Below are 22,784 nucleotides of genomic sequence, written 5' to 3'. Positions count from 1 at the left end.
GAGGCTTTTTACTTTACGTTTATTCCTTCGCCATCGGCGTGTTAACGATTTCTGTTTTTGTCTCTCCCTGAATCGACGCAATCCTGCTTTCGACGTCTTTCACCTGCTGCGGGCTGTGCAGCAGGGTATAGGTCAGATCAAACTGCGCGCTGGCGCCTGGCTCCAGCTGCTTAACCCGCTTCTGCTCGCGTTCAATCGTCACGGGGTAGGCGTAGCTGGTACCCGGTTCGATGCCCGTGACATAACCCTGCTTCAGCGTGTCGGTATTTTTCCATAAGGTCAGCACGGGCAGCTGGCGCGTATCAAACTGGATTGATGCGCCTTTATCTCCGGCTTTATTGACCACTGCCGCGAGCGTTTCGTGGTTGTTGTCTGCGAGCGGTTTAATGTTAAAGACCATCTCATCAAAGCCCTTTGTCGGCCCGGCGTAGGTTTGCCAGTCGTTAACGCCCGCTTTGGCGTAGTCATTGAATGGGCTCACGCTCACCGCAGGCGCAAGGAATCGGGCGCCTTCTTCGAGGATTGGCGTGCCGAAGTTGCTGTGATAGATGATTTGGTAATCATGAGGGTAATCTGCATGGTTGGTCAGAACATCATGCAGGCTGAACTGGTTGGTTCCGGGGACGTAGCGCAGTTCTGTCATGGTTTGCAGATCCGCTTTTTTAAAGGTGCTCTCTTTGATCAAACCCCGAACGCGGATCTCATGCGGAGCGGCATCCGCAACCTCGACCTCTACCTGCGATACCGGTGTATTACCGGCTCTGCCATGCAGGGTGTAAATTTGCCCGTCCGCGGTGACCGGGTGCCCTGTCCACTCATAGCCACAGCGCACCATCATCTCGTTGAAACCATCCAGCCAGCCGAGACCGTTGCGGCTTTCAAGATTGATATAAGCCGGATTAACGACCTCTTTGACGGGGGAATTCCAACCCAGTCTGGTGCCAAAGCCTTCTACGTGCAGAAGGTTCATCCCGCGGGTCGGGCTCAGGGTGATGGTGAGGCCATCTTTGCTGCTAATAATGATGACTTTGCTGCCTTCCTGCTTACCGCCATGTAAGACTTTTTGCTCAATGCTGAACGTTTGATCCTTAACTTTCAGCTCGTCACTGGAAATCTTCCAGTTTCCTTTCTCTACGCTGCTTTCAGCGCTTGTCAGCACCCAGGTTTTAGCCGCAGCATGACCAGAAATCAGGACCGCAAGGAGCGTAAAAGCGAATTTAATCTTCATATATTATCCTTTTTGCTGAAACGATTATTTTCTTTCGTAAGCAAATCTAATGTTTAGACAAAAAGGGAAATGTGATGTGCTTCACTGGGGATGAAAATAGGGAATTTTAACGATTATTATGCGTTATTGATCACGCTCATGTTACATATTGCCTAAGTTATTGCATGATTAATGTGACTTACGAGCATTTAAGCTTTAACGATTCAGCTTTGAAGTAATAAAAAACCCCGCCGCAGCGAGGTTGAGAATAAGTTGTATAGAATGCTAAGGACTTATTATGCTTTCAGCACGTCCAGCGCGGCAGTGTAGTCCGGCTCGGTGGTGATTTCGTTAACCAGTTCGCTGAAGACGACGGTGTCGTTTTCATCCAGAACCAGTACAGCACGTGCTGCCAGACCCTTCAGTGGGCCTTCAGCAATGCTGACGCCATATTTCTCGAGGAAATCTGCGCTGCGCAGGGTGGAGAGGGTAATAACGTTGCTCAGGCCTTCGGCACCGCAGAAACGGGACTGGGCAAACGGCAGGTCAGCGGAAATACACAGCACAACGGTGTTGTCCATTTCAGTCGCCAGCTGGTTGAATTTACGCACGGATGCGGCACAAACGCCGGTATCAATGCTTGGGAAAATGTTCAGTACTTTGCGTTTGCCCGCAAACTGAGCCAGTGTGACGTCAGACAGATCTTTAGCCACCAGAGTAAAAGCCTGCGCTTTGCTGCCAGCCTGCGGAATGGAACCTGCTACAGCAACCGGGTTGCCCTGGAAATGAACGAGTTGTGACATAGATATCTTCCTGTTTACATATAGTTAACGTCGGGGCTAGTGTATGCCATCAGCGGATAACACGGCAAACCAAATTTTTCGCCTTACCGGGCCGCAAGGAGTCAGTGATGAGAAGCGTTAAGGTCTATGAAGAAGCCTGGCCATTGCATACCCCGTTTGTGATCTCCCGCGGCAGCCGAAGTGAAGCCAGCGTGGTCGTAGTTGAAATCGAAGAAGAGGGTATGAAAGGCGTCGGGGAATGTACGCCTTACCCGCGCTACGGAGAAAGTCCTGCGTCGGTGATGGCGCAGATCATGACCCTGGTGCCTGACCTGCAAAAAGGGCTCACGCGCGAGGCGTTACAGCAGCGTTTACCCGCCGGGGCGGCGCGCAACGCCATCGACTGTGCGCTCTGGAGCCTTGAAGCCGCTAAGCAGCAAAAATCGCTGACGTCCTTGCTGGGTGTGGTGCTGCCGGAGACCGTCGTGACGGCGCAGACGGTCGTGATTGGTGAGCCGGAGCAAATGGCCGCCAGCGCAAAAGCGCTCTATGACGCCGGGGCCACGCTGTTAAAAGTGAAGCTCGACGATCGTCTGATCAGCGAGCGGATGGTCGCTATTCGCTCGGCGGTGCCCTCAGCCACGCTGATTGTGGACGCCAACGAGTCGTGGCATCCCGAGGGGCTGGCCGCGCGATGCCAGCTGCTGGCCGATCTGGGCGTAGCGATGCTGGAGCAGCCTCTGCCGGTAAAAGAGGATGCAGCGCTGAAGAATTTTATCCATCCGTTGCCCGTGTGCGCGGATGAAAGCTGCCACACCCGCGAAAATTTGAGCGAGCTTAAGGGCTGCTATGAGATGGTCAATATCAAGCTCGACAAGGCAGGCGGACTGACAGAAGCCCTGGCCCTTGCAGCGGAAGCCCGGGCGCAGGGGTTCGCCCTGATGCTGGGATGCATGCTCTGCACCTCCCGGGCGATCGGCGCGGCGCTGCCGCTGGTCAACCAGGTTCGTTTCGCCGATCTGGATGGCCCGACGTGGCTGGCGGTTGACGTTTCACCGGCCCTTAAATTTACCAGCGGCGTGCTTCATCTCTGAGGCTGCCAGCGCAGAAGCTCCATCATCGCTTTTAGGTAAATTTCGCTGGCTTCGTCGGAGGATATCGGCGGGAATTCAGCGGTGATGCAGGGCAGGCTCAAATCGGCACACCAGCTTCCGAATGATCCGGGTGTTTCATACCCCACGCTGGTGACGAGCGGCAGGCCGAAAGCCTGTGCCAGCCACGCGCCCAGGTCGGAGTGACGCGGATCTTCAATGCAGGCCAGCGGATCGTGGAAGGAGACAACCCAGGCGGGGTGGATCTTATGGATAAGCTGGCACAGCGCCTGCGTTTCAGGCTCCGAGCCGGGCTTGTCTCCCGTCAGCAGCACCACGTCCCGCTCCTCGGCTGAGCTGTTCCAGCGATACACCGTTTCTCCGGCGCGCCAGTTTGCCGCCGGGAAATTACGGTTCAGGTCGATCCCCCTCGCATTTGCCCGTAATCCAAGCTGGCAGCCATCCGGATTCACGGCAAGAATCACGTGATGGCGTCGTAATGACGGCGTCAGCGTCCGCAGCGCGCACGAGAGCGTGACGACAGACGAGTTCTCATCACCGTGCGTGCCGGCAATGATCAAACCGCTGTCGCGATCGGCATCGGGTGCCGGGAACCAGATCAGCGATGCGCCTAAAAATGAGCGGCCATATTGTTCAGCGCCCGGAGGAAAGGCGCCGCGTTCCGCGCGTGGTCGGGTGGTTGCCATACGAAATCCTGATAAAAAAGTCTCTACTGGCAGTGTTGTGCAAAAGCCGCTGTTAATCAAATAGTTTCCGTAACGGCTGAGAATTGCCTTAAATCACTATTCAGGCGTAAGTTATTTGCATTTCTTATTGTCGAAACAAATAATTACGCATCTGCTTGTTACCTGAATTTATTAAAGGGGATCTTATGAAGCATCCTGTTTCGCGTCTTTTTACCGCACTGTGTCTGTGCGGGCTCTCTACACTCTCATACGCTGCTGATGTGCCGCAGGGCACGGTACTGGCGCAAAAACAGGAGCTGGTCAGGCATATTAAAGACGAACCTGCCTCGCTCGATCCGGCAAAAGCGGTGGGGTTGCCCGAGATTCAGGTGATTCGCGATCTTTTCGAAGGGCTGGTGAATCAGAACGAGAAGGGGGAACTCACTCCGGGCGTGGCGACGCGCTGGCAGAGCAACGATAACCGTATCTGGACGTTCACCCTGCGTGACAACGCGAAATGGTGTGACGGTACGCCCGTCACCGCGCAGGATTTTGTCTACAGCTGGCAGCGTCTGGTTGACCCGAAAACCACGTCTCCGTTTGCCTGGTTTGCGGCGCTGGCGGGTATCAACAACGCGCAGGCCATTATCGATGGTAAAGCGGCGCCTGACACCCTGGGCGTGACGGCGGTGGATGCCAGAACCTTACGCGTCCAGCTGGACAAACCGCTACCGTGGTTCAGCAACCTGACGGCAAACTTTGCCTTCTATCCGGTACAAAAAGCGAACGTTGAAAGCGGTAAAGAGTGGACGCGTCCGGGTGCCCTGGTGGGCAATGGCGCATACGTCCTGAACGACCGCGTGGTGAATGAAAAACTGGTTGTCGTTCCGAATACTCACTACTGGGACAATGCGAAAACAGTCCTGCAAAAAGTGACCTTCATTCCGATCAATCAGGAATCATCCGCCACCAAACGCTATCTGGCGGGGGATATTGATATCACCGAATCGTTCCCGAAAAACATGTATCAGAAGCTCCTGAAGGACATTCCGGGACAGGTGTATACGCCGCCTCAGCTCGGAACCTATTACTACGCGTTTAACACGCAAAAGGGCCCGACGGCCGATGCACGGGTTCGTCTTGCCCTGAGCATGACCATCGATCGCCGCATTATGGCGGAGAAGGTATTAGGTACCGGTGAGAAGCCGGCCTGGCATTTCACGCCTGACGTGACGGCGGGCTTCACGCCTGAACCTTCACCGTTCGAGCAGATGTCGCAGCAGGAGCTGAATGCTCAGGCGAAAACCTTGCTCCAGGCCGCAGGCTACGGTCCTCAGCGTCCGCTGAAGTTGACCCTGCTGTACAACACCTCGGAAAACCACCAGAAAATCGCCATTGCGGTGGCGTCAATGTGGAAGAAAAATCTCGGTGTGGACGTCAAGCTGCAAAACCAGGAGTGGAAAACCTATATCGACAGCCGTAATACCGGTAATTTTGATGTGATCCGCGCGTCATGGGTAGGCGATTACAACGAGCCATCGACCTTCCTGTCCCTGCTGACCTCAACCCACAGCGGCAATATCTCGCGTTTCAATGAGCCAGCCTACGATAAAATTATCCATCAGGCGACGCTGGAAACCACGGCGAAAGCGCGTAATACGGACTACAACATGGCGGAGAAAATCCTCATGGAGAAAGCGCCCATCGCGCCAATTTATCAGTACACCAATGGTCGTCTGATTAAGCCCTGGGTGAAAGGCTACCCCATCAATAACCCGGAAGACGTGGCGTATAGCCGGACAATGTATATTGAGAAACACTGACGCCCAGGACCTAACTACTACAAAATCCAGAACTGGCGCGGAGTACAGCGCCAGTTGCTCCTTCTGATCCTCTCCCGCCACAGCAGAAAATAACACTTTCCTGACGATACTCGCGCTGATATTTATCAGGCGATTCAAAAAACACAATACGTAATTGTGGGTAAAAATTGCATGTGTTGAAAATCGCCATCTACACTTGAACAAAATAATATCTTGTGTTCTGCATATTAAAAACATGCAGTAACTCCAGTGAGGTCAATATGTCTTTCACTAACAGAGAGTTGCGTGAACTTGTCGAAACACAATTAAAATATACGTTATGCGTTAGCCTGGACAAGGCTACCAACGGCGATATATTCAATGCTGTGGCGCTGGCAGTGCGGTATTTTCAGCAAGATCGCTTTCTCGATAGTCAGGCCCGGCAGCGCGCTGAAAAGAAAAAACGCGTTTATTATCTCTCAATGGAATTTTTACTCGGGCAGTCATTGCGTAACAACCTGATGAATATGAATTTGCTAGATGATATGCGTCAGGTTGTCAATGAGCTCGGATTTGATTTTGATAATATTTTTGATGAAGAACCCGATGCGGCACTTGGGAATGGGGGTTTAGGGCGCCTGGCCGCCTGCTTCATCGATTCTATGGCTACGTTAGATATTGCTGCTTCAGGGCATGGTATCAAATACGAGTATGGTTTATTCAGGCAGACGTTTGAGAATGGTCAGCAAGTCGAACATCCAGATGACTGGCATTCCATGCACTCCCCCTGGCTAGTTGAACACCATAGCCAGGCTATGCTGATCCCCATTGGTGGTTTCATTGAACATTCAGATGATGTTAATGGTAATTACAATCCAATGTGGATGGGATGGAATACCATCGTAGGCATTCCTAATGATTATTTCGTTTCTGGTTACAGAGGTAACACCACTAATAAACTTCGTTTATACAGTGCCGTAGCTTCTAACTCTTTCAATATTCATATTTTCAATCATGGTGATTATATAAAAGCAGTTAGTGAAAAAATAGCTTCTGAAAATATCTCAAAAATACTCTATCCTTCTGATGAAATTCTCTCAGGTAAGGAGCTCAGACTTACTCAGGAGTATTTTCTTGTGGCATGTACTTTGCGTGATATTTTTCGTGAATATACTGAAATTGAAACGGATATTTCTTTATTGCCGAAGCATGTTGCTATCCAGCTTAATGATACGCATCCCGCGCTGGCTGTTGTCGAGTTGATGCGAATACTTGTAGATGAACATAACCTTCCCTGGCACCAGGCCTGGGATATCACCCAAAGAACCTGTGCATACACGAACCACACGCTGATGCCTGAGGCCCTGGAAACCTGGCCAGTGGCGTTGTTTGAAAAACTGTTGCCGCGGCACTTGCAGATTATTTTTGAGATTAACCACCGTTTTCTTGCGGATGTCGCCTCCCGATGGCCAGACAAACCGCATTTGTTGACCTCCTTGTCTCTGTTTTCGGGGGACAACGAGAAAAGTATCAGGATGGCAAATCTTGCCATCGTCGGGAGTCATTGTGTAAATGGGGTGGCGATGCTCCATTCCGAGCTTATCAAAACGCACCTGGTTCCCGATTTTTATTTTATTACGCCAGATAAATTCATTAATCAGACCAACGGCATTACACCGCGCAGATGGTTGCAGCAGGCTAACCCAAATCTTGCCGCGTTTCTGAATCAGCAATTGGGTACCCGATGGCCGACGGATTTACATATGCTTCGACAGCTGGAGAAGCATGCGGATGATACGGGGGTGATCGATCATATCCGCGGCATTAAATTCAAAAATAAATCCGCGCTGAGCCAGATTGTTTCACAACGTTATGGGATTATGTTGGACCCTATGGCAATGTTTGATTGTCAGGTAAAACGCATTCACGAATACAAGCGCCAGCTTCTGAATATTCTTCACGTCATTTCTCTCTATATTGATATTAAAGAGAATGGGAGAACCATAGCGCCTAAGGTGCATCTTTTTGCAGGTAAAGCGGCACCCGGTTATCGAATGGCAAAGCTTATTATTCAGTTAATTAATGCTGTTGCGAATAAAATCAACAGCGATGCGCGTATTGCCGGACAGCTGAAAGTCATTTTTCTTGAGGATTACAAAGTCTCCTTAGCCGAAAGCATAATACCGGCAACAGACCTGTCTGAACAGATATCCACAGCAGGTACGGAGGCATCTGGAACCAGTAATATGAAGTTCGCGCTGAATGGTGCGTTAACAATGGGTACGTATGATGGTGCCAACATAGAAATTCTTAATGCTGTTGGGGTAGAAAACTTCTATCTTTTCGGCGCGACGGCTGAAGAAATCAATGAAATGCGTTCAAATGGCGATAATAATCGTTTCTATCGTCAGAGCGATCCTCGAATGATGCGTATAGTGGATACGCTTATTTCTGGCGAATTTACCGCCGATCGTGAAATTTTTGCACAGCTACACCATATGTTGACAACAGCCGATCATTATTGTCATCTGCTGGATTTTGACAGCTACAGTCAAACCCAACGTCAGGCAATGGCGGATTTTGAACATCCGCGCCAGTGGCATCGAAAAGCGTTGCTAAATATTAGCCGAATGGGGGAGTTTTCGAGTGACAGAACCATTCAGGGATATGCAAGGGATATTTGGGGAATAAATTGCTGAGGGTCATGCTTCCGGTTGCCTTCCGGGAGCGATGCCGGTGCACTAAGATCTGCATTCGGGAACACGTTACGCCTGATGTGAGGGTGATTATGAACTTTGAAATACAGAGTGAAAATGACGTACAGATTGTCGTTCCGCTGGTTCGCAGGCTGGATGCTTCTGTCGAGCAGACCTTTAAGCAGCAGGTGCTGGAGGTGATTGAAAAAAGCAATAAAAAGATATTGCTGGATTTCAGCCACGTAGATTTTATTGACAGCAGCTGTCTCGGCGCGCTGGTATCCATACTCAAGAGTTTAAACGGCAAGGGTGAGCTGGTGCTGTGTTCGCTTAACAGCAATACAAACGATCTCTTTAAGCTGACCAGGATGGATCGTATTTTTTCTATTAAGGCCAATCGGCAGGATGCCCTGCAGGTGTTGATGGGCTAATATCACAGCGCTCTTCGGGGAGAAAGCGGGATTTGCCAACGGTTAAAACGAGAACTGACGCATTCTCGCGCCAGTCCTGAAAACATGGCTCCGCTCCACCCGCACGGTATTCGCTCGGGCTGATACCGGCGCGCTATTGTGCTAATAACGCACTAAACTTCGCCAGCCACTGCGGATGCGCGGGCCAGGCGGGAGCCGTCACCAGGTTGCCGTCTACGTGGGCCTGATCGATGCCGATAGTGGCGTAGTGTCCTCCGGCGAGGCGCACCTCAGGCGCGCAGGCCGGGTAGGCGCTACAGGTTCGTCCTTTCAGGATGCCCGCGGCAGCGAGCAGCTGCGGGCCGTGGCACACTGCCGCAATCGGCTTACGCGCGGCGTCAAATGCCTGCACCAGCTTTAACACGTCCTCATTTAGCCGCAGATACTCGGGCGCTCTCCCGCCGGGGATGAGCAGCGCGTCGTAATCCTGTTCCTTGACGGTGGAAAAGTCGGCGTTGAGGGTAAAGCGGTGACCGGGTTTTTCGCTATAGGTCTGGGCGCCGTCGAAATCATGGATTGCCGTCATGATGTAGTCGCCCTTTGGTTTGTTGGGACAGACTGCATCTACTTGATGGCCAATCATCTGCAAAGCCTGAAAAGGCACCATGGTCTCGTAATCTTCGGCGTAGTCGCCAACCAGCATCAGGATCTTCTTGCTCATCATTCCTCACCTTTTTCAATAAAGATGATTAAGATATAGCCTGGCGTGGCTGAATTGCCGGAAATAAAAAAGCCCGTCAGAGCACGGGCAACATAAGCAAATGAATAAGTGATTCGTTATCAACGTTGTTGGAGGATAACGCCGCGTATTTTACGCGGCTGTAAGGGAAGCAGATACCTGACATATTCGGTAGGTGAAACAAGCGATTAAACGTGCGTTACGGTGCGTCGAAGGTCGGGTAAAGGCTATTTTCAAGGAATTCGACGAGATACCAGACCTCACCGCTAAAAATAAACCAGAAGCCAAATATAATAAGGAGTAAAATAATTAAGGTGAGTATTATTTCTGTTTTTCCCATTGCAGCTTTAACCCACCTGAAGCTAATTGATTCGAGGTGGGCATTGTAGCGGGGCTTTACTGGATACTCCAGTTTCATGCAGCAAGGACTTTATTGCGTCCGTCATTTTTAGCGCGATACAGGGCATCGTCCACACGCTTAAACAGCTCATCAATACTCTCCCCCTGATCGTGCCGCGCCACGCCAATGCTGACGGTAAACCGCGGTAAGCCCGGAATCGTAATGCGGGCTACGGCTGCACGGATCGACTCGGCAATCTGCAACGCGGTGTCGAGAGAAGTGCGCGGCAGCAGAATTACGAACTCTTCGCCACCCCAGCGGAACACCATGTCGCCCTCCCGACTACAGGCTTCGAGCGTTCGCGAGAGGGCGATAAGCACCTCATCACCTTTCAGATGACCGAACAGATCGTTAATATTTTTGAAATGGTCGGTATCCACCAGCAGCAGGCTAAATTGCTGTTGCGCTGGAAGATAATTGAGGCTGTTTTGATCGGTAATGGCATAGAACTGGCGCCGGTTGAGTAGCCCGGTCATGGAGTCACGTAACGCCGCATGCTCCAGCTCCTGCTCCAGCCTTTTCTGCTCGGTGATATCGTGAATGATGCACAGCATCAGCTTGTCGCCGTAGATCTCAATGGGCCCGGCATACGTCTGAACGTGGCGGGTGGATCCATCGGCCAGGCGGTGAACAAAATTGAGCGGCTTATGACCACCGGGCAGCGCGGCAATCGCCGTCATAATGGGCATCACATCCCGCCCCAGGGTATTAATTTCCCAGGTATGCTTACTGCACATGTCGTCGTGTGAATAGCCATAAAAATTGAGTGCAGCCAGATTCGCATCGACGATTTGACCATCGCGGGCAGGATCGATCAGCAGCATCGGGGCGCTGTTGGTCAGAAAAAAGCGCGCATAAAATCCCTGTTTTTTCCGCCGGTAGGTGGCGGAACGGCTGGCCTTCAATCCTGAGAGTAATTGTGGTGAGGTCCCCTCGAAAACAATCACGTCACCCCAGGGGGCGTAGTGGGCAAGCGAGAGACGACAGCTTAACGGCGTATTCTGGCCATCCCAGCTGATTGTCCAGATTTCGACGATCTCCTGATCTGTTTTCAGTTCAGGTACATACATCGACAGGAGGGGTTGCGCATTCGCAGAATAGGTGCCTTTGCGCAGGTCATCGAGCGTTTTATCCCCCATGACCTGCGTTGCGGCCACATTCGCAAAAATGATCTGTTCCGACACGGGTGAAATGAGCCACACGGGTGTTTTAATTACATTCAACGCATCAAAACAAGGTTGCGACATAGGCATTTCCTGTTCATTGGCACACTGTGGCTGACATGTATGACAGAATTGACTCGCGTGTACTGCTTTGAAACATACTCCACTTCATCCCGTCAGGCATGATTTTTTTGTGAAGCAAATGCGTTTTCCGAATGAATTTTACCAATTGGTATAATTTGTTTGTCCGAGTTTATTTGCAGCAGCAGCCACGGTACCTGTTCGGCAGGTAAGGGGCGGGAGAAAAGGTACCCCTGCAGATAATCGCAGCCGAGACGGGTGAGGACCGCCTCCTGTTCTTCCGTTTCGATCCCTTCTGCCACCACATTCATTTCCATGGTCCGGGCGATACTGATGATGGTTTCAACCAGCTTGTAGCTTTTTTCATTTTCCAGCATCGAGGTTACGAAGCTTCTGTCGATCTTAAGTTCTTTAGCCGGAAGCACGCTCAGCATCAGCAGGTTGGAATAGCCCGTACCGAAATCATCAATCGAGACGGTGATCCCTGCGTGATTAAACGTATTGAGCAACTCAATGCTGCGGTCGAGATTTTTAAGTGCGGTGCTCTCAGTTACCTCAAGGATCAGCCGGGACGGAGACAAGTTATATTTTTCCAGCATCGACGAGATGATAGGGAAAATGTCCGGCTGTTCGAACTGGACGGGGGATAGGTTAAGCGACAACGTCCACTGGCTGAACCCTTGTTCAGTCCAGAAATGCAGCTGCCGGCATGCCGCTTCAATGGCCCAGTTGCCCACCGGGATAATTAAGCCTGTTTGCTCGAGCGAGGGGATAAACAGACCTGGCAGTACAACGCCTTGCTCAGGATGCCGCCAGCGCAGAAGGGCTTCAAAACCATGAATGGTTTTCTCTCCCGCATGCCAGGTGGGCTGGTACCACAGTTCAAACTGATCGCGTTCAAGCGCCTGAGAAAGTTCCTGCAGGAAACCGGGTTTCGCCGGGATCGCTGTTGACATCTCGGACTGATAAATCGCCCAGCCGTTGCGCCCATCGTCTTTGACATGATGTAAGGCTGCATCCGCCTTAAGTTTGAGCTCGTGCAGCGTTTCGCCATCCTGAGGATAGAGGCTGACGCCCGCGCTGATCGTCGTGCTCAACGTATGTCCGCAAACAGACAGAGGGCGTCGTACATCCCCGAGCAGTGAAGTGAGCAGGGCGTTGAGCTTGTCGTCATCACATTCCGGCACCAGCAGGATAAAGGCGTCTCCTCCCAGTCTTGCCAGGGTCATCTCACGCGTGAGTCGGGCCGTGATGCGCTGTGCGACGGTGATCAATAACTCATCGCCGACGCTGTGACCCCAGGTATCGTTGACGCGTTTGAAATGATCGACGTTCAGGAAAATGACGGCAAATTGCCTGTTACTCAGCAACGCGCTGCGCAGGCAGTCCTGCATACGGAGATCCATCTGGTGGCGATTCGCGAGTCCGGTGAGCGCGTCAAAGCGCGCCTGTAGCTCAAGCTGACGATTGAGCTGCCGCAGATTGTCCGTCAGCCGGCCGGTACGTCGGTGAGAATCGACAAGGGAAATAATTAACATCACGCCAAGCAGGCAGAGCGTGGTGACCGAAACCCAGATGGATAACCCCAGTTCGCCGATCCCGCCGGGGAGGGTATGCGACATTTCCGGGTAATGCGCGGCACTCATGCCGGTATAGTGCATCGCACAAATGGCGGCGGCCATGACCAGGGCCGCGAGAAGACGATCGATAAAGACGCCTTTGTGTTTATCTCGCAGACGGAAAGCCAGCCGCAGCGCCGTGCCGGAAGCCACCACGGCAATGACCACGGACAACCCCACAATACGGCGATCCCAGATGATGCTGCCATCCAGCATCAGGGCCGCCATACCGATATAGTGCATGGATACTACGCCTGCGCTCAGGATCGCGGTGGCAACGATGGGGCGAAAAAGAGACCGTTTTTTTCCCGCGACGGCAATATCAAGGGCCGTGGTCGACGCAATAACCGCGACGCCTAGCGATGCAAGGGTTAACCAGAGGTCGTAGCTCATCATCATGGGCATTTGCATCGACAGCATGCCGATAAAGTGCATCGACCAAATGCCAATGCCCAGCGTAACCCCACCGGCAATACGCCAGAACAGGGCAGCCTTTCGGCTGGAAAGGGGGATCTTTCCGGCGCTGTCCAGCGCCACAAAGGAGGCGATAAACGCCACCAGATAAGAGATAGCGATTAACACAGGGTCCCACGATATATTGAGCATTATGCAATCCCACGCCTGAGAGGGTTACCGATTTCGCCTGCCGGGTACATCTTTATCGGGCAACGAACATGCGCATTCAAACCATATTAGTTATTTATCGTGAAAAATGACCAGTCATATTAATACTCTAAAACTTATTAAGAATATAAAATATATTCCATTGTTAATGTATTAAGCATTGCTAAACAAAAACGAATAAAAGTAGCAAAGCTCCTTAAATATGAGGGCGATCGTATCGTCTCACCGCGGGCGATACTATCGCTTAAGATGGCGAGAGACCAGTATCACAGCATCCTGCGCAGAACATTTTCACTAATACACTCTTTTTGTCTGACTTAAGGCAAATCTCAGGATGCTAACGGCGAAAAAACAAACCCGTGAAGTTTGCGAGGAAAAACGTCTGAGCCAATGCTATAAGTCTTAATGCCGACCAAAATATAAAACGTGGGTATTATCATGCTAAAAAATATTAGTGTCAGGACCTTTATTATTGGGTTCCTTTTATCTCTTTTTTTGGTGAATGCAGGTGTCGTTGTTCTATTTTCCAGCAATCCTTCTCTCTTTATTTCGCTTAATGTCATCAACTTCATTGCGCTATTTTTGCTCTGGGTCTATATGACGAAGTATCTTGTGACGCCGATCAATACGGTGAAGAAGAGTATTGAAGAGGTGACAGCAGGTAATCTTGGTGTCTCTATCCCTGAATTTGGCAATAACTGTGCCGGCCGACTCATCCCGGGGATAAACAGCCTCTCCGGCAACATTGCGACGCTGGTGCGCGAGATCAGGGCGTCGTCGCAGACCGCGATGACCTTATCGGATCAACTCTCGGCACGTAGCGCTCAGCTTTCGGTGAAAACCGAGCAGCAGTCTGCGTCTTTAGTGCAAACCGCAGCCAGCATGGAGCAAATGGCGGCGAGTACTAAAAACAATGCCGATAACACCCGCCTGGCGAGCGAACAAGCTAATGTGGCGACGCTGCAGGCGCGCAAGGGTGGGGAGCTGATGGGGCAGGTCGCCAACAATATGCAGTCCATTACCGAATGCGCCCAGCAGATGACGGAGATTATTTCGTTGATTGACGGCATTGCGTTCCAGACCAATATTCTGGCGCTCAACGCGGCCGTTGAGGCGGCAAGGGCAGGCGATCATGGAAAAGGTTTTTCTGTCGTTGCGGAAGAGGTAAGAAACCTGGCACACCGCAGCGCAGAGGCCGCGAAGAATATCAAAGCGCTGATTGAAGTCACCAGCAGTAACGTCACGCAGGGCGCTACCGTTGTTTCGCAGGCAGAGAAGAATATGCATGAAATCGTGACGGGCTCGGGGAATGTCAGTCGCTTAATGGACGACATTTCCGCGTCGACGTCAGAGCAGGAAAAAGGCATTTCTCAGATCACGCTGGCCCTTTCGGAGCTGGAGCGGGTCACGCAAAGCAACGTGGCGATGGCTGAGGAACTCAACGGATCCTCTGATGTCCTGCGCAATCAGGTCATTGAGCTGCAGGCCCGCACGCGTAATTTCAGACTTGACCAGGGCTCTTCTTCCTCATTACCAGGCGGCTCGGCATCCTTCTTCCAGCGGCCAGAGCACTCACTCTGACTGAATCTCAAAGCCTGGCATGCCAGGCTTTTTTTTACGCCTCTGTCCAGCATGTACATTTCCTGAACGATATCAGCGCGATGGGAGACATAGTTGTTGCTTAACCCCCGATGGACGCTAGACTGACACCAAAAGAGCTTAAAAGGTGGAGGCGCTGTGGAAAGCATTAAAGGATCTGAACTTAACGTTCCTGACGCAGTTTTTGCGTGGGTGCTGGACGGCCGCGGCGGTGCGCGACCGCTGGAAGATAATGATGTGATCGACAGTGCGCATCCCTGCTGGCTACATCTGAACTATACCCACCCGGACAGCGCTGACTGGCTCGCTTCGACCCCGCTCTTGCCAAATAACGTGCGCGATGCGCTGGCGGGTGAAAGCCTGCGGCCGCGCGTGAGCCGAATGGGGGACGGTACGCTGATCACCCTGCGCTGCATTAACGGCAGCACGGATGAACGTCCGGACCAGCTGGTTGCGATGCGGGTATATATGGACGATGGACTGATTGTCTCCACCCGACAGCGTAAAGTCCTGGCGCTGGATGACATCGTAAACGATCTGAAAGAGGGCACCGGGCCGATCGACTGCGGCAGCTGGCTGGTGGACGTCTGTGACGCGCTTACCGATCACGCGAGCGAATTTATCGAAGAACTGCACGACAAAATCATCGACCTGGAAGATAACCTGCTCGATCAGCAGATCCCGCCGCGCGGTTTTCTGGCCCTGTTGCGTAAGCAGCTAATTGTGATGCGCCGCTATATGACGCCGCAGCGCGACGTGTACGCGCGTCTGGCCAGCGAAAGACTTGCCTGGATGAATGACGATCAGCGACGCAGAATGCAGGATATTGCTGACAGGCTGGGGCGCGGGCTGGACGAGATTGATTCCTGTATTGCCAGAACGGCGGTGATGGCGGACGAGATCGCGCAGGTGATGCAGGAGTCGCTGGCGAGAAGAACCTACACGATGTCCCTGATGGCGATGGTCTTTTTGCCCAGCACGTTTCTTACCGGGCTGTTTGGCGTAAACCTGGGCGGTATCCCGGGCAATGCCTATCGCTATGGTTTTACCGCGTTTTGCGTCATGTTAGTTGTTTTGATAGGCGGTGTTGCATGGTGGTTGCATCGTAGTAAATGGCTGTAAATTTACGCTTTTTCCAGCTTTTACCGGGATCAAAACGCTCTTTTAATTGAGCGAAGTCAATAAACATCTACCCCGTAAGGTGCAATATTACTCCCGCAGGTGAATGCAACGTCAAGCGATGGGCGTTGCGCTCCATATTGTCTTACTTCCTTTTTTGAATTACTGCATAGCACAATTGATTCGTACGACGCCGACTTCATAGTCGGCTTTTTTTTGCCTCCTGATTCTCAACGTCTACCCTAAAAGGGACGACAGTAAATTCTGGAGGGAATGATGAGCATCCTGAACGCTCTGCTACTGCAACAATCGCGTCAATCCGATCCTATCCCCAGCGATCCGGTGCCCATGCCCGATCCCATCCCGCGCCCACAGCCAATGCCCGACCCGCCGCCAGATGAAGAACCGATTAAATTGTCGCATCGAACCGCGAGATCTGCGAGGATACGCGCCATCTGACTGCAAAGATGACCACGAGAGACTATTGTGACCGCTTTTTCTACCCTGAATGTTTTGCCCGCTGCCCAGCTCGATAACCTCAACGAGCTGGGATACCTCACGATGACGCCTGTTCAGGCGGCCGCGTTGCCTGCCATCCTCGAGGGCCGTGACGTGCGCGTACAGGCGAAAACGGGCAGCGGGAAAACGGCGGCATTCGGCCTCGGCCTGTTGCAGCATATTGATGCGGCGCTTTTTCAGACCCAGTCTCTGGTGCTGTGCCCGACCCGCGAACTGGCAGATCAGGTTGCGGGTGAACTGCGTCGCCTGGCGCGTTTCCTGCCCAATACCAAGATTTTAACCCTCTGCGGCGGACAGCCGTTCGGCGCGCAGCGTGATTCACTCCAGCATGCGCCGCACATTATTGTCGCCACGCCTGGCCGCCTGCTCGATCATCTGCAAAAAGGCACCGTCTCGCTGGATGCGCTACAAACGCTGGTCATGGATGAGGCCGATCGCATGCTGGACATGGGCTTCAGCGATGCGATTGACGAGGTGATCCGTTTCGCACCCACCGACCGTCAGACGCTGCTGTTCTCTGCAACCTGGCCGGACGCTATCGCCGCCATCAGCGGGCGCGTGCAGAAAAATCCACTCACCATTGAAATCGACAGCGTAGATGCGCTGCCCGCTATCGAGCAGCAGTTCTTTGAAACCTCACAGCAGGGGAAAATTCCGCTCCTGCAGAAATTGCTGAGCCAGCATCAGCCTGCCTCCTGCGTGGTGTTCTGTAATACCAAAAAAGACTGTCAGTCGGTCTGTGATACCCTCAATGCCGCCGGGCAGAGCGCACTGTCGCTGCATGGCGATCTGGAACAGCGCGATCGCGATCAGACGCTGGTTCGATTCGCTAACGGCAGCGCCCGTGTTCTTGTCGCAACCGACGTCGCTGCGCGCGGTCTGGATATTAAATCCCTTGAGCTGGTGGTGAACTTTGAGCTGGCGTGGGATCCCGAAGTGCACGTGCACCGTATTGGCCGTACCGCACGTGCAGGAAACAGCGGTCTGGCGATCAGCCTCTGCGCACCGGAAGAGGCGCAGCGCGCCAATATTCTCTCTGAGATGCTGCAGATGAAGCTGAACTGGATGAATGCCCCTGCTGGCGTCAGCCTGGTGCCGCTGGAAGCCGAAATGGCGACGCTTTGCATTGATGGCGGTAAAAAAGCCAAGATGCGTCCAGGTGACGTATTAGGCGCGCTGACCGGAGATGTGGGACTGGACGGAGCGGATATCGGTAAGATTGCGGTTCATCCGGCGCATGTCTACGTAGCGGTTCGCCAGGCGGTGGCCCATAAGGCATGGAAGCAGCTGCAGAACGGGAAAATTAAGGGTAAAACCTGTCGCGTACGTCTGCTGAAATAAAGAATGAAGCGTCTCAGAAGGTGTTTCTGAGACGCTACTCGCTTACTTCACTTCAAGCACGTTCAGACGCAGCTCTTCAAACTGATTGTCATCTTCTTCCGGCTGCCAGCCGGCTGGCTGCATGGGAATATCTTCCCGGTCAAACGCCAGATCGCCGCCATTCACCACGTCTGAGTCATGGTTGATGCCTTTGAAGTCGAACAGTTCCACATCCGCGAGATGGGAAGGGACAACGTTCTGCATCGCGCTGAACATAGTTTCGATACGACCCGGATAACGCTTATCCCAGTCGCGCAGCATATCGCCAATCACCTGACGCTGCAGGTTCGGCTGAGAGCCGCAAAGGTTACATGGAATGATCGGGAACTCTTTAGCCTGAGAAAAACGCTCAATGTCTTTTTCACGACAGTAGGCAAGCGGGCGGATCACAATGTGTTTACCGTCATCGCTCATCAGTTTAGGCGGCATGCCTTTCATTTTGCCGCCGTAGAACATATTGAGGAACAGCGTTTGCAGGATATCGTCGCGGTGATGGCCCAGCGCAATTTTGGTCGCGCCCAGCTCCGTCGCGGTACGATACAGAATGCCGCGGCGCAGGCGAGAGCACAGAGAGCAGGTGGTTTTCCCTTCCGGGATTTTCTCTTTCACAATACCGTAGGTATTTTCTTCGACGATTTTGTACTCAACGCCCAGCTTCTCGAGGTATTCCGGCAGAATGTGCTCCGGGAAACCCGGTTGCTTCTGATCAAGGTTGACCGCCACCAGGGAAAATTTCACCGGCGCACTTTGCTGAAGATTACGCAGGATCTCCAGCATGGTGTAGCTGTCTTTACCCCCTGACAGGCAAACCATGATGCGGTCGCCTTCTTCAATCATGTTGAAGTCTGCAATGGCTTCGCCCACGTTACGGCGCAGTCGCTTTTGCAGTTTATTCAGGTTGTATTGCTCTTTTTTGTTAATCTCTTGATTCTCTTGCATTGAGTACTACCTTCGGAGCCAGCAGGGGCAAAAATTGTATGCCGCGTATGGTACGGATTCCGGCGGCGAATACCAGCACGTTTTGCAGCTGCGTTAAATCTGGAGCCGATACTCGATAAAGAGTAGTAGGCCTTCTGTATGCCCTTGCGCATCCTGGGCATGAAAACAAATCGCAGGTTTTGATATTCCATCGCACCATACTCACGGTGATGAAAAACAATCTCGGTTTTGGGCTGTAACGAAGTCAGCGTACGCTGTGCCTTCAAGGCCTCTAGTGCTGGCTCTAATAGCGTGATAACTCGATCACCTGCATCGGTTTTTGGTGGGACGAACATTCCTAGCGCATTAAGGTTGCGCTGGTATATGAGCCGTACCTTTTCCCAGTCGATATCTTCCCAGGCAAGAGCTGCAAGCTCTCCATGACGGACACCAGTATAAACTGCGAACGTCCACATATTGAGGCTTTGCCCACGCTCGGATTCCGCAAGCAAACTAAACTCCTGCTTCGTTAAAGGATCCGGTTTTACTTTCCCTTTGTGTAGTTTCTTGATCCCTTCAAAAGGTTTGCCACTGATAAAGCCAGATTTGTGTGCAAACCGAAGAAGGGAGCACAGAAGCGATATATAGTTGTTTACGGTACGCACAGTGCGTCCCTGTTTGTTACTTCTGGGATTTGCCAGGTAAAGTGTCTCACCGTTCAACAGCTCCTTTCTGTATTTAAGAATGTCGCTGTGGCGTATAGTTGAAACAGGCGTATCTCCGTTAATGATGTGCATTAACGTACCGAGTTGTGAGCGCGTCTTACGCATGGTATTCGCGCTAATTTCGGTTTCTTTAATGCTCGTCCACAGTTCACACAGCTCTGAAAAGGTTTGAACTGAAACAGTGGTTACGGTTTTTTTTGCTCTGGACGATGAAGGAAAGCGCTGGTGGTAATCAAACTCTCCAAGGTTGATCTCACTAACGATCACAGCCCGAAGATTCCCGGCTTTTTTGATGTTCGCCGGGGTGTTAATCCAACCTTTGAGAATTTCGCGGCAACGCTTTCCCCGGTACATAAACCAGATACAAATCTTATTGTTTCTGATTTCGACACCTGTAGGCAAAGCTGCCATCTTACGCATCCCTTATTAACTGATTAATTCTCGGATAGTTGTACCAGGTTGTGCCACGCAAGGTTTTTTCTCCGGAAGGAGAAACTCGTTTAAAATGGACACCTTCCACCCAACAGCCCTGGCGATACTTCTCAATCTGTCGTTCGGTCAGGCCTGTTTTTTCTGTGAGCCTGGCGCCAACAACCCATTCTTCGTTAAAAATTACCTGCGACATGGTTCACCTCAGGTAGCGCCGCCAGCGTGAAGCAGTGCGATGGCTGCAAAGGGGCAGGGTTTATTGACGCTGAGGTTTTCAGCATGAAGTCCCACATTCCGGCAAAAGAGAAGAAATTCGTGAAGATGTCGCTGAGTATGGGTGTCGAAGATATTCGACCTTCTGAGTATGAGGTTCGGAGGCAGGTCAGGGAGGTAGCGCGCGTTCTATGCCCTCAGTGTAAGGGTAAGAAGGTTGTAAGTTGCGCCTGTAAAGATTGCCATGGACGCGGGAAAGCCTTTAATCAGGCTCTTACAGAACGCAGGGCGTTCCGGTTCTGACCGATTGTAAGCGCTGCAGCGGGCGCGGGTATGAACGAATTCCATCAACTGAGGCTTACGCCGCGATGTGCCAGATAACGGATGCAATCACCCTCGATACCTGGAAGAAGTCTGTTAAGCCATTCTACGATCAGTTGATTACAAAGTTTGACATCGAAGAGGCATGGGCAGAAGCGCAGCTCAAGAAGATAACTAAATAGGGCATGAATTTATCGTGAGCTATTTACTTTTCCCGAAACTGTGGTAATTTTGCTCTAATGATGGGTTATTGCCTTCGTTTAAAGCCCTGCGGTTAACCCCGTGGGGCTTTTTGCTTCTGGCGATTTATGAATTATTGAAGAGCTAGCGCTGTAACGGAAAAATAAGCGATGCTTCGCTAGCTGCGAGCCTTTTAGTATCCATGGAAGAATAAGCGAATCTTCAAGCCGATAAACTTCAACACTGGCCAGACATAATGTTGGATTAAATATAGGACAGGTGGAACAACTAATGTCGCACCGGTTGCGCAGAGTGCGTATACCGCCGAGTCCTTTGCGATTAATGAGTAATTTAGGTTAAGTGTTTCAAGATTAATTGCATTGGCTGTACTCGAACCTACAAATCCAGAGCCAAAAACAACCAGAAACACATAAAGTGATACTGTTATGAGCCTTAAAATTAACCGAATGTATTTCACGATGAACACCTGCTGATTGATGTCATCGTTTTACACAAATGCCATCTGTTTAGCTAGCTTATAGGTCGCTTGGTTCTAAATAATATCCTGTTCATTGCCTTACCCTCACATTGCCAGCCTGTCGCTGGCTTTTTTATTTCAGGCTCCAAGAACCATCATCGACACGCCTTCTTGTTAAATCGTCCCGACGGACTGACCCTTTTCAAACACACAGCACCCGCTAACTACGCGAGGTGAGAGTATGTATCGCATGGACAAACTAACCACAGGTGCTGCTTACGGCGCTTCAGCCGGTAGCATCCTAAACGGCATGCTGAATGCCTACAGTCCCGAACAGTGGAACGCTATCGGCGTGCTGGTGGGCATCATTGTTGCCGTACTGACGTATCTAACAAATCTCTATTTCAAAATCCGCGAAGACAACCGCCGCAGTAGGAACCGAGATGAACCCGACACTCAGAAATAAGCTGGTGGGCGCCATTGTTGGCGGATCAGGTGCAATCTCTATTGCAGCTGTCATGCTGGGCAATGCAGATGGTCTGGAAGGGCGACGATGGTCGAGAAACTCCGTAAAGAACTGGCCGGTGATGGTGAGGACGATGAACCAACGCCAGTTGCAATCAATATCAGCGTAGTGGATGCGAGGGCAGACGATGGGGATCAGCCCGACACTTAACATTCCTCAGGCGCGCTTCCTCGCAATGCAGCACAAGTTCAAAGCCTACGTTGCCGGGTTCGGTTCCGGTAAGACGTGGGTGGGGTGTGGCGGCATCTGCAAAGGGATGTGGGAACACCCGAAGATTAACCAGGGTTATTTCGCGCCGACGTACCCGCAGATCCGTGACATCTTCTACTGGATGGAGAGAACCATGAAAATTGTCAGGCATAAAAGCCTAATCATGCAGGAGGGATAATGTGCGAATCCGTCCGTACTGTTCGCCTATATGGTGTTTTGGGTACTACGTTTGGCCGCGAATTCCGACTTTCGGTAGCTTCACCAAAAGAAGCCATCCGCGCATTGTGCGTTATTGTGCCAGGCTTCGAGCGGTTTTTGAATACCAGTAAGCAGCGCGGGCTTACTTACGCTGTATTTAGTGGAAAGCGTAACCTGAACGATGACGAACTCTCTATGGATCAGAGTAGTGCTGATATCCGTATTGCGCCGGTTATCCTCGGGAGTAAACGTGGTGGAGTATTCCAGACTATCTTAGGCGTGGCTTTGGTCGCAGTTGGTGCTGTGGCGTCATACTTTGGCGGTGGTACTGTCGGCGTTCCTCTAATGCAATTTGGCGCTGCGATGGCCCTTGGCGGTGTCGTTCAAATGCTTTCTCCACAGACAACCGGACTTGCCAGCAAGCAATCGGCAGACAACAAGGCCAGTTATGCCTTTGGGGGAGTAACCAATACGACAGCCCAGGGTAATCCTGTGCCGCTCCTTTACGGCAAGCGCCGCATCGGTGGCGCGATCATCTCCGCCGGTATCTATGTTGAAGATCAGCAGTAAGCATGCTGTAATGGGCTTACTTAATATGGGGTAACTTGAGCTTAGATTCAAAAATGAAAAAAATACCTACTCTTTTCCTTTGTACTTCCTTATTTTCAG

At 51.7% G+C, this 22,784-nt stretch carries 19 protein-coding genes and 4 pseudogenes; 13 read left to right on the top strand and 10 right to left on the bottom strand.

Features of this window, described 5'->3' with window-relative positions:
* Positions 1-19: 19 nt before the first annotated feature.
* Positions 20-1,228 (bottom strand): aldose 1-epimerase family protein, encoded by a 1,209-nt coding sequence (locus AC0TOY_RS04010; RefSeq protein ID WP_024907154.1) that lies wholly within the window; start codon positions 1,226-1,228, stop codon positions 20-22.
* Between the two features lie 275 nt (positions 1,229-1,503).
* The gene (tpx, locus tag AC0TOY_RS04005) at positions 1,504-2,010 is read right to left on the bottom strand and encodes a thiol peroxidase (RefSeq protein ID WP_023335907.1); all 507 of its coding nucleotides are present in this window, start codon (positions 2,008-2,010) and stop codon (positions 1,504-1,506) included.
* A gap of 107 nt (positions 2,011-2,117) precedes the next feature.
* Here tpx and ycjG point away from each other — a divergent pair, with 107 nt between their 5' ends.
* The gene (ycjG, locus tag AC0TOY_RS04000) at positions 2,118-3,083 is read left to right on the top strand and encodes an L-Ala-D/L-Glu epimerase (protein ID WP_032647522.1); all 966 of its coding nucleotides are present in this window, start codon (positions 2,118-2,120) and stop codon (positions 3,081-3,083) included.
* Here the strand turns inward: ycjG and mpaA are convergent.
* Entirely contained in the window at positions 3,074-3,787 is a 714-nt protein-coding gene (gene mpaA, locus AC0TOY_RS03995) for a murein tripeptide amidase MpaA (RefSeq protein ID WP_208762960.1), read from the bottom strand. The two genes, ycjG and mpaA, sit on opposite strands and share 10 nt — an antisense overlap.
* A 185-nt stretch (positions 3,788-3,972) precedes the next feature.
* On the opposite strand from mpaA, the gene AC0TOY_RS03990 reads away from it, so the two are divergent.
* The 3 genes from AC0TOY_RS03990 (at position 3,973) to AC0TOY_RS03980 (ending at position 8,695) form a co-directional block, all read left to right on the top strand.
* On the top strand, positions 3,973-5,589 hold the full coding sequence (locus tag AC0TOY_RS03990; protein WP_473721508.1) for a peptide ABC transporter substrate-binding protein: 1,617 nt from the start codon (positions 3,973-3,975) through the stop codon (positions 5,587-5,589).
* Between the two features lie 260 nt (positions 5,590-5,849).
* Positions 5,850-8,267, top strand: a complete 2,418-nt coding sequence (locus AC0TOY_RS03985) for a glycogen/starch/alpha-glucan phosphorylase (RefSeq protein WP_370883578.1) — start codon at positions 5,850-5,852, stop codon at positions 8,265-8,267.
* Between the two features lie 89 nt (positions 8,268-8,356).
* A complete protein-coding gene (locus AC0TOY_RS03980) occupies positions 8,357-8,695 on the top strand; it encodes an STAS domain-containing protein (protein WP_061715005.1) in 339 nt (112 codons plus the stop codon).
* A gap of 133 nt (positions 8,696-8,828) precedes the next feature.
* Here the strand turns inward: AC0TOY_RS03980 and AC0TOY_RS03975 are convergent, their stop codons facing one another.
* The 4 genes from AC0TOY_RS03975 to AC0TOY_RS03960 form a co-directional block, all read right to left on the bottom strand.
* Positions 8,829-9,395: a DJ-1/PfpI family protein gene (locus AC0TOY_RS03975; protein ID WP_061714998.1), complete on the bottom strand. Its 567-nt coding sequence runs from the start codon at positions 9,393-9,395 to the stop codon at positions 8,829-8,831.
* Positions 9,396-9,612: 217 nt separating this feature from the next.
* Positions 9,613-9,753 (bottom strand): Ecr family regulatory small membrane protein, encoded by a 141-nt coding sequence (locus AC0TOY_RS03970; RefSeq protein WP_061715006.1) that lies wholly within the window; start codon positions 9,751-9,753, stop codon positions 9,613-9,615.
* 74 nt (positions 9,754-9,827) lie between these two features.
* Complete coding sequence (locus tag AC0TOY_RS03965; protein ID WP_267216368.1) at positions 9,828-11,060, bottom strand: sensor domain-containing diguanylate cyclase; 1,233 nt, start codon at positions 11,058-11,060, stop codon at positions 9,828-9,830.
* 92 nt (positions 11,061-11,152) lie between these two features.
* Entirely contained in the window at positions 11,153-13,282 is a 2,130-nt protein-coding gene (locus AC0TOY_RS03960; protein WP_148769245.1) for a putative bifunctional diguanylate cyclase/phosphodiesterase, read from the bottom strand.
* Between the two features lie 456 nt (positions 13,283-13,738).
* On the opposite strand from AC0TOY_RS03960, the gene AC0TOY_RS03955 reads away from it, so the two are divergent.
* The 4 genes from AC0TOY_RS03955 (at position 13,739) to dbpA (ending at position 17,878) form a co-directional block, all read left to right on the top strand.
* The gene (locus AC0TOY_RS03955; RefSeq protein WP_267214930.1) at positions 13,739-14,881 is read left to right on the top strand and encodes a methyl-accepting chemotaxis protein; all 1,143 of its coding nucleotides are present in this window, start codon (positions 13,739-13,741) and stop codon (positions 14,879-14,881) included.
* 156 nt (positions 14,882-15,037) lie between these two features.
* On the top strand, positions 15,038-16,021 hold the full coding sequence (gene zntB / locus AC0TOY_RS03950) for a zinc transporter ZntB (RefSeq protein ID WP_024907164.1): 984 nt from the start codon (positions 15,038-15,040) through the stop codon (positions 16,019-16,021).
* A gap of 273 nt (positions 16,022-16,294) precedes the next feature.
* Positions 16,295-16,477 carry a proline-rich small protein YnaL gene (gene ynaL / locus AC0TOY_RS03945; RefSeq protein ID WP_071787463.1) on the top strand — a complete coding sequence of 61 codons (183 nt, stop codon included), beginning with the start codon at positions 16,295-16,297 and terminating at the stop codon, positions 16,475-16,477.
* A 27-nt stretch (positions 16,478-16,504) separates the two neighbouring features.
* Positions 16,505-17,878, top strand: coding sequence for an ATP-dependent RNA helicase DbpA (gene dbpA, locus AC0TOY_RS03940; RefSeq protein ID WP_032647506.1), 1,374 nt, complete (start codon positions 16,505-16,507; stop codon positions 17,876-17,878).
* A 42-nt stretch (positions 17,879-17,920) separates the two neighbouring features.
* Here the strand turns inward: dbpA and ttcA are convergent, their stop codons facing one another.
* From ttcA to xisR, 3 genes and pseudogenes are all read right to left on the bottom strand, one after another.
* The gene (gene ttcA / locus AC0TOY_RS03935) at positions 17,921-18,856 is read right to left on the bottom strand and encodes a tRNA 2-thiocytidine(32) synthetase TtcA (RefSeq protein WP_157189285.1); all 936 of its coding nucleotides are present in this window, start codon (positions 18,854-18,856) and stop codon (positions 17,921-17,923) included.
* A gap of 35 nt (positions 18,857-18,891) precedes the next feature.
* A pseudogene (locus AC0TOY_RS03930) lies at positions 18,892-19,971 on the bottom strand (Arm DNA-binding domain-containing protein); the annotation flags it as partial.
* 1 nt (position 19,972) lies between these two features.
* Entirely contained in the window at positions 19,973-20,185 is a 213-nt protein-coding gene (gene xisR / locus AC0TOY_RS03925) for an excisionase family protein (protein WP_014884030.1), read from the bottom strand.
* Between the two features lie 8 nt (positions 20,186-20,193).
* Here xisR and AC0TOY_RS03920 point away from each other — a divergent pair.
* The 5 genes and pseudogenes from AC0TOY_RS03920 to AC0TOY_RS03900 all read left to right on the top strand — a co-directional run.
* A pseudogene (locus tag AC0TOY_RS03920) lies at positions 20,194-20,705 on the top strand (antitermination protein Q); the annotation flags it as partial.
* 717 nt (positions 20,706-21,422) lie between these two features.
* Positions 21,423-21,647: a class II holin family protein gene (locus AC0TOY_RS03915; protein WP_157189284.1), complete on the top strand. Its 225-nt coding sequence runs from the start codon at positions 21,423-21,425 to the stop codon at positions 21,645-21,647.
* A 78-nt stretch (positions 21,648-21,725) separates the two neighbouring features.
* Positions 21,726-21,857: pseudogene (locus AC0TOY_RS03910) on the top strand (terminase small subunit); the annotation flags it as partial.
* Positions 21,835-22,092 (top strand): annotated as a pseudogene (locus tag AC0TOY_RS03905) (terminase large subunit domain-containing protein); the annotation flags it as partial. The pseudogenes AC0TOY_RS03910 and AC0TOY_RS03905, both read left to right, overlap by 23 nt.
* A gap of 2 nt (positions 22,093-22,094) precedes the next feature.
* On the top strand, positions 22,095-22,685 hold the full coding sequence (locus AC0TOY_RS03900) for a tail assembly protein (RefSeq protein WP_157189275.1): 591 nt from the start codon (positions 22,095-22,097) through the stop codon (positions 22,683-22,685).
* Positions 22,686-22,784: the final 99 nt, after the last annotated feature.

It is taken from the genome of Enterobacter sp. PL_is379 (assembly GCF_055817355.1).
Note: the sequence above shows the minus strand (reverse complement) of the source record. Positions and strands in the feature narration are given on the sequence as shown.

Coding starts and splice junctions, on each gene's coding strand:
- AC0TOY_RS03985 (WP_370883578.1), top strand. CDS start 5,850: ATGTCTTTCACTAACAGAGAGTTGCGTGAACTTGTCGAAACACAATTA.
- tpx (WP_023335907.1), bottom strand. CDS start 2,010: ATGTCACAACTCGTTCATTTCCAGGGCAACCCGGTTGCTGTAGCAGGT.
- AC0TOY_RS03965 (WP_267216368.1), bottom strand. CDS start 11,060: ATGTCGCAACCTTGTTTTGATGCGTTGAATGTAATTAAAACACCCGTG.
- ttcA (WP_157189285.1), bottom strand. CDS start 18,856: ATGCAAGAGAATCAAGAGATTAACAAAAAAGAGCAATACAACCTGAAT.
- ynaL (WP_071787463.1), top strand. CDS start 16,295: ATGAGCATCCTGAACGCTCTGCTACTGCAACAATCGCGTCAATCCGAT.
- ycjG (WP_032647522.1), top strand. CDS start 2,118: ATGAGAAGCGTTAAGGTCTATGAAGAAGCCTGGCCATTGCATACCCCG.
- AC0TOY_RS04010 (WP_024907154.1), bottom strand. CDS start 1,228: ATGAAGATTAAATTCGCTTTTACGCTCCTTGCGGTCCTGATTTCTGGT.
- AC0TOY_RS03990 (WP_473721508.1), top strand. CDS start 3,973: ATGAAGCATCCTGTTTCGCGTCTTTTTACCGCACTGTGTCTGTGCGGG.
- AC0TOY_RS03960 (WP_148769245.1), bottom strand. CDS start 13,282: ATGCTCAATATATCGTGGGACCCTGTGTTAATCGCTATCTCTTATCTG.
- AC0TOY_RS03970 (WP_061715006.1), bottom strand. CDS start 9,753: ATGGGAAAAACAGAAATAATACTCACCTTAATTATTTTACTCCTTATT.
- xisR (WP_014884030.1), bottom strand. CDS start 20,185: ATGTCGCAGGTAATTTTTAACGAAGAATGGGTTGTTGGCGCCAGGCTC.
- AC0TOY_RS03955 (WP_267214930.1), top strand. CDS start 13,739: ATGCTAAAAAATATTAGTGTCAGGACCTTTATTATTGGGTTCCTTTTA.
- AC0TOY_RS03915 (WP_157189284.1), top strand. CDS start 21,423: ATGTATCGCATGGACAAACTAACCACAGGTGCTGCTTACGGCGCTTCA.
- mpaA (WP_208762960.1), bottom strand. CDS start 3,787: ATGGCAACCACCCGACCACGCGCGGAACGCGGCGCCTTTCCTCCGGGC.
- AC0TOY_RS03980 (WP_061715005.1), top strand. CDS start 8,357: ATGAACTTTGAAATACAGAGTGAAAATGACGTACAGATTGTCGTTCCG.
- AC0TOY_RS03900 (WP_157189275.1), top strand. CDS start 22,095: ATGTGCGAATCCGTCCGTACTGTTCGCCTATATGGTGTTTTGGGTACT.
- AC0TOY_RS03975 (WP_061714998.1), bottom strand. CDS start 9,395: ATGAGCAAGAAGATCCTGATGCTGGTTGGCGACTACGCCGAAGATTAC.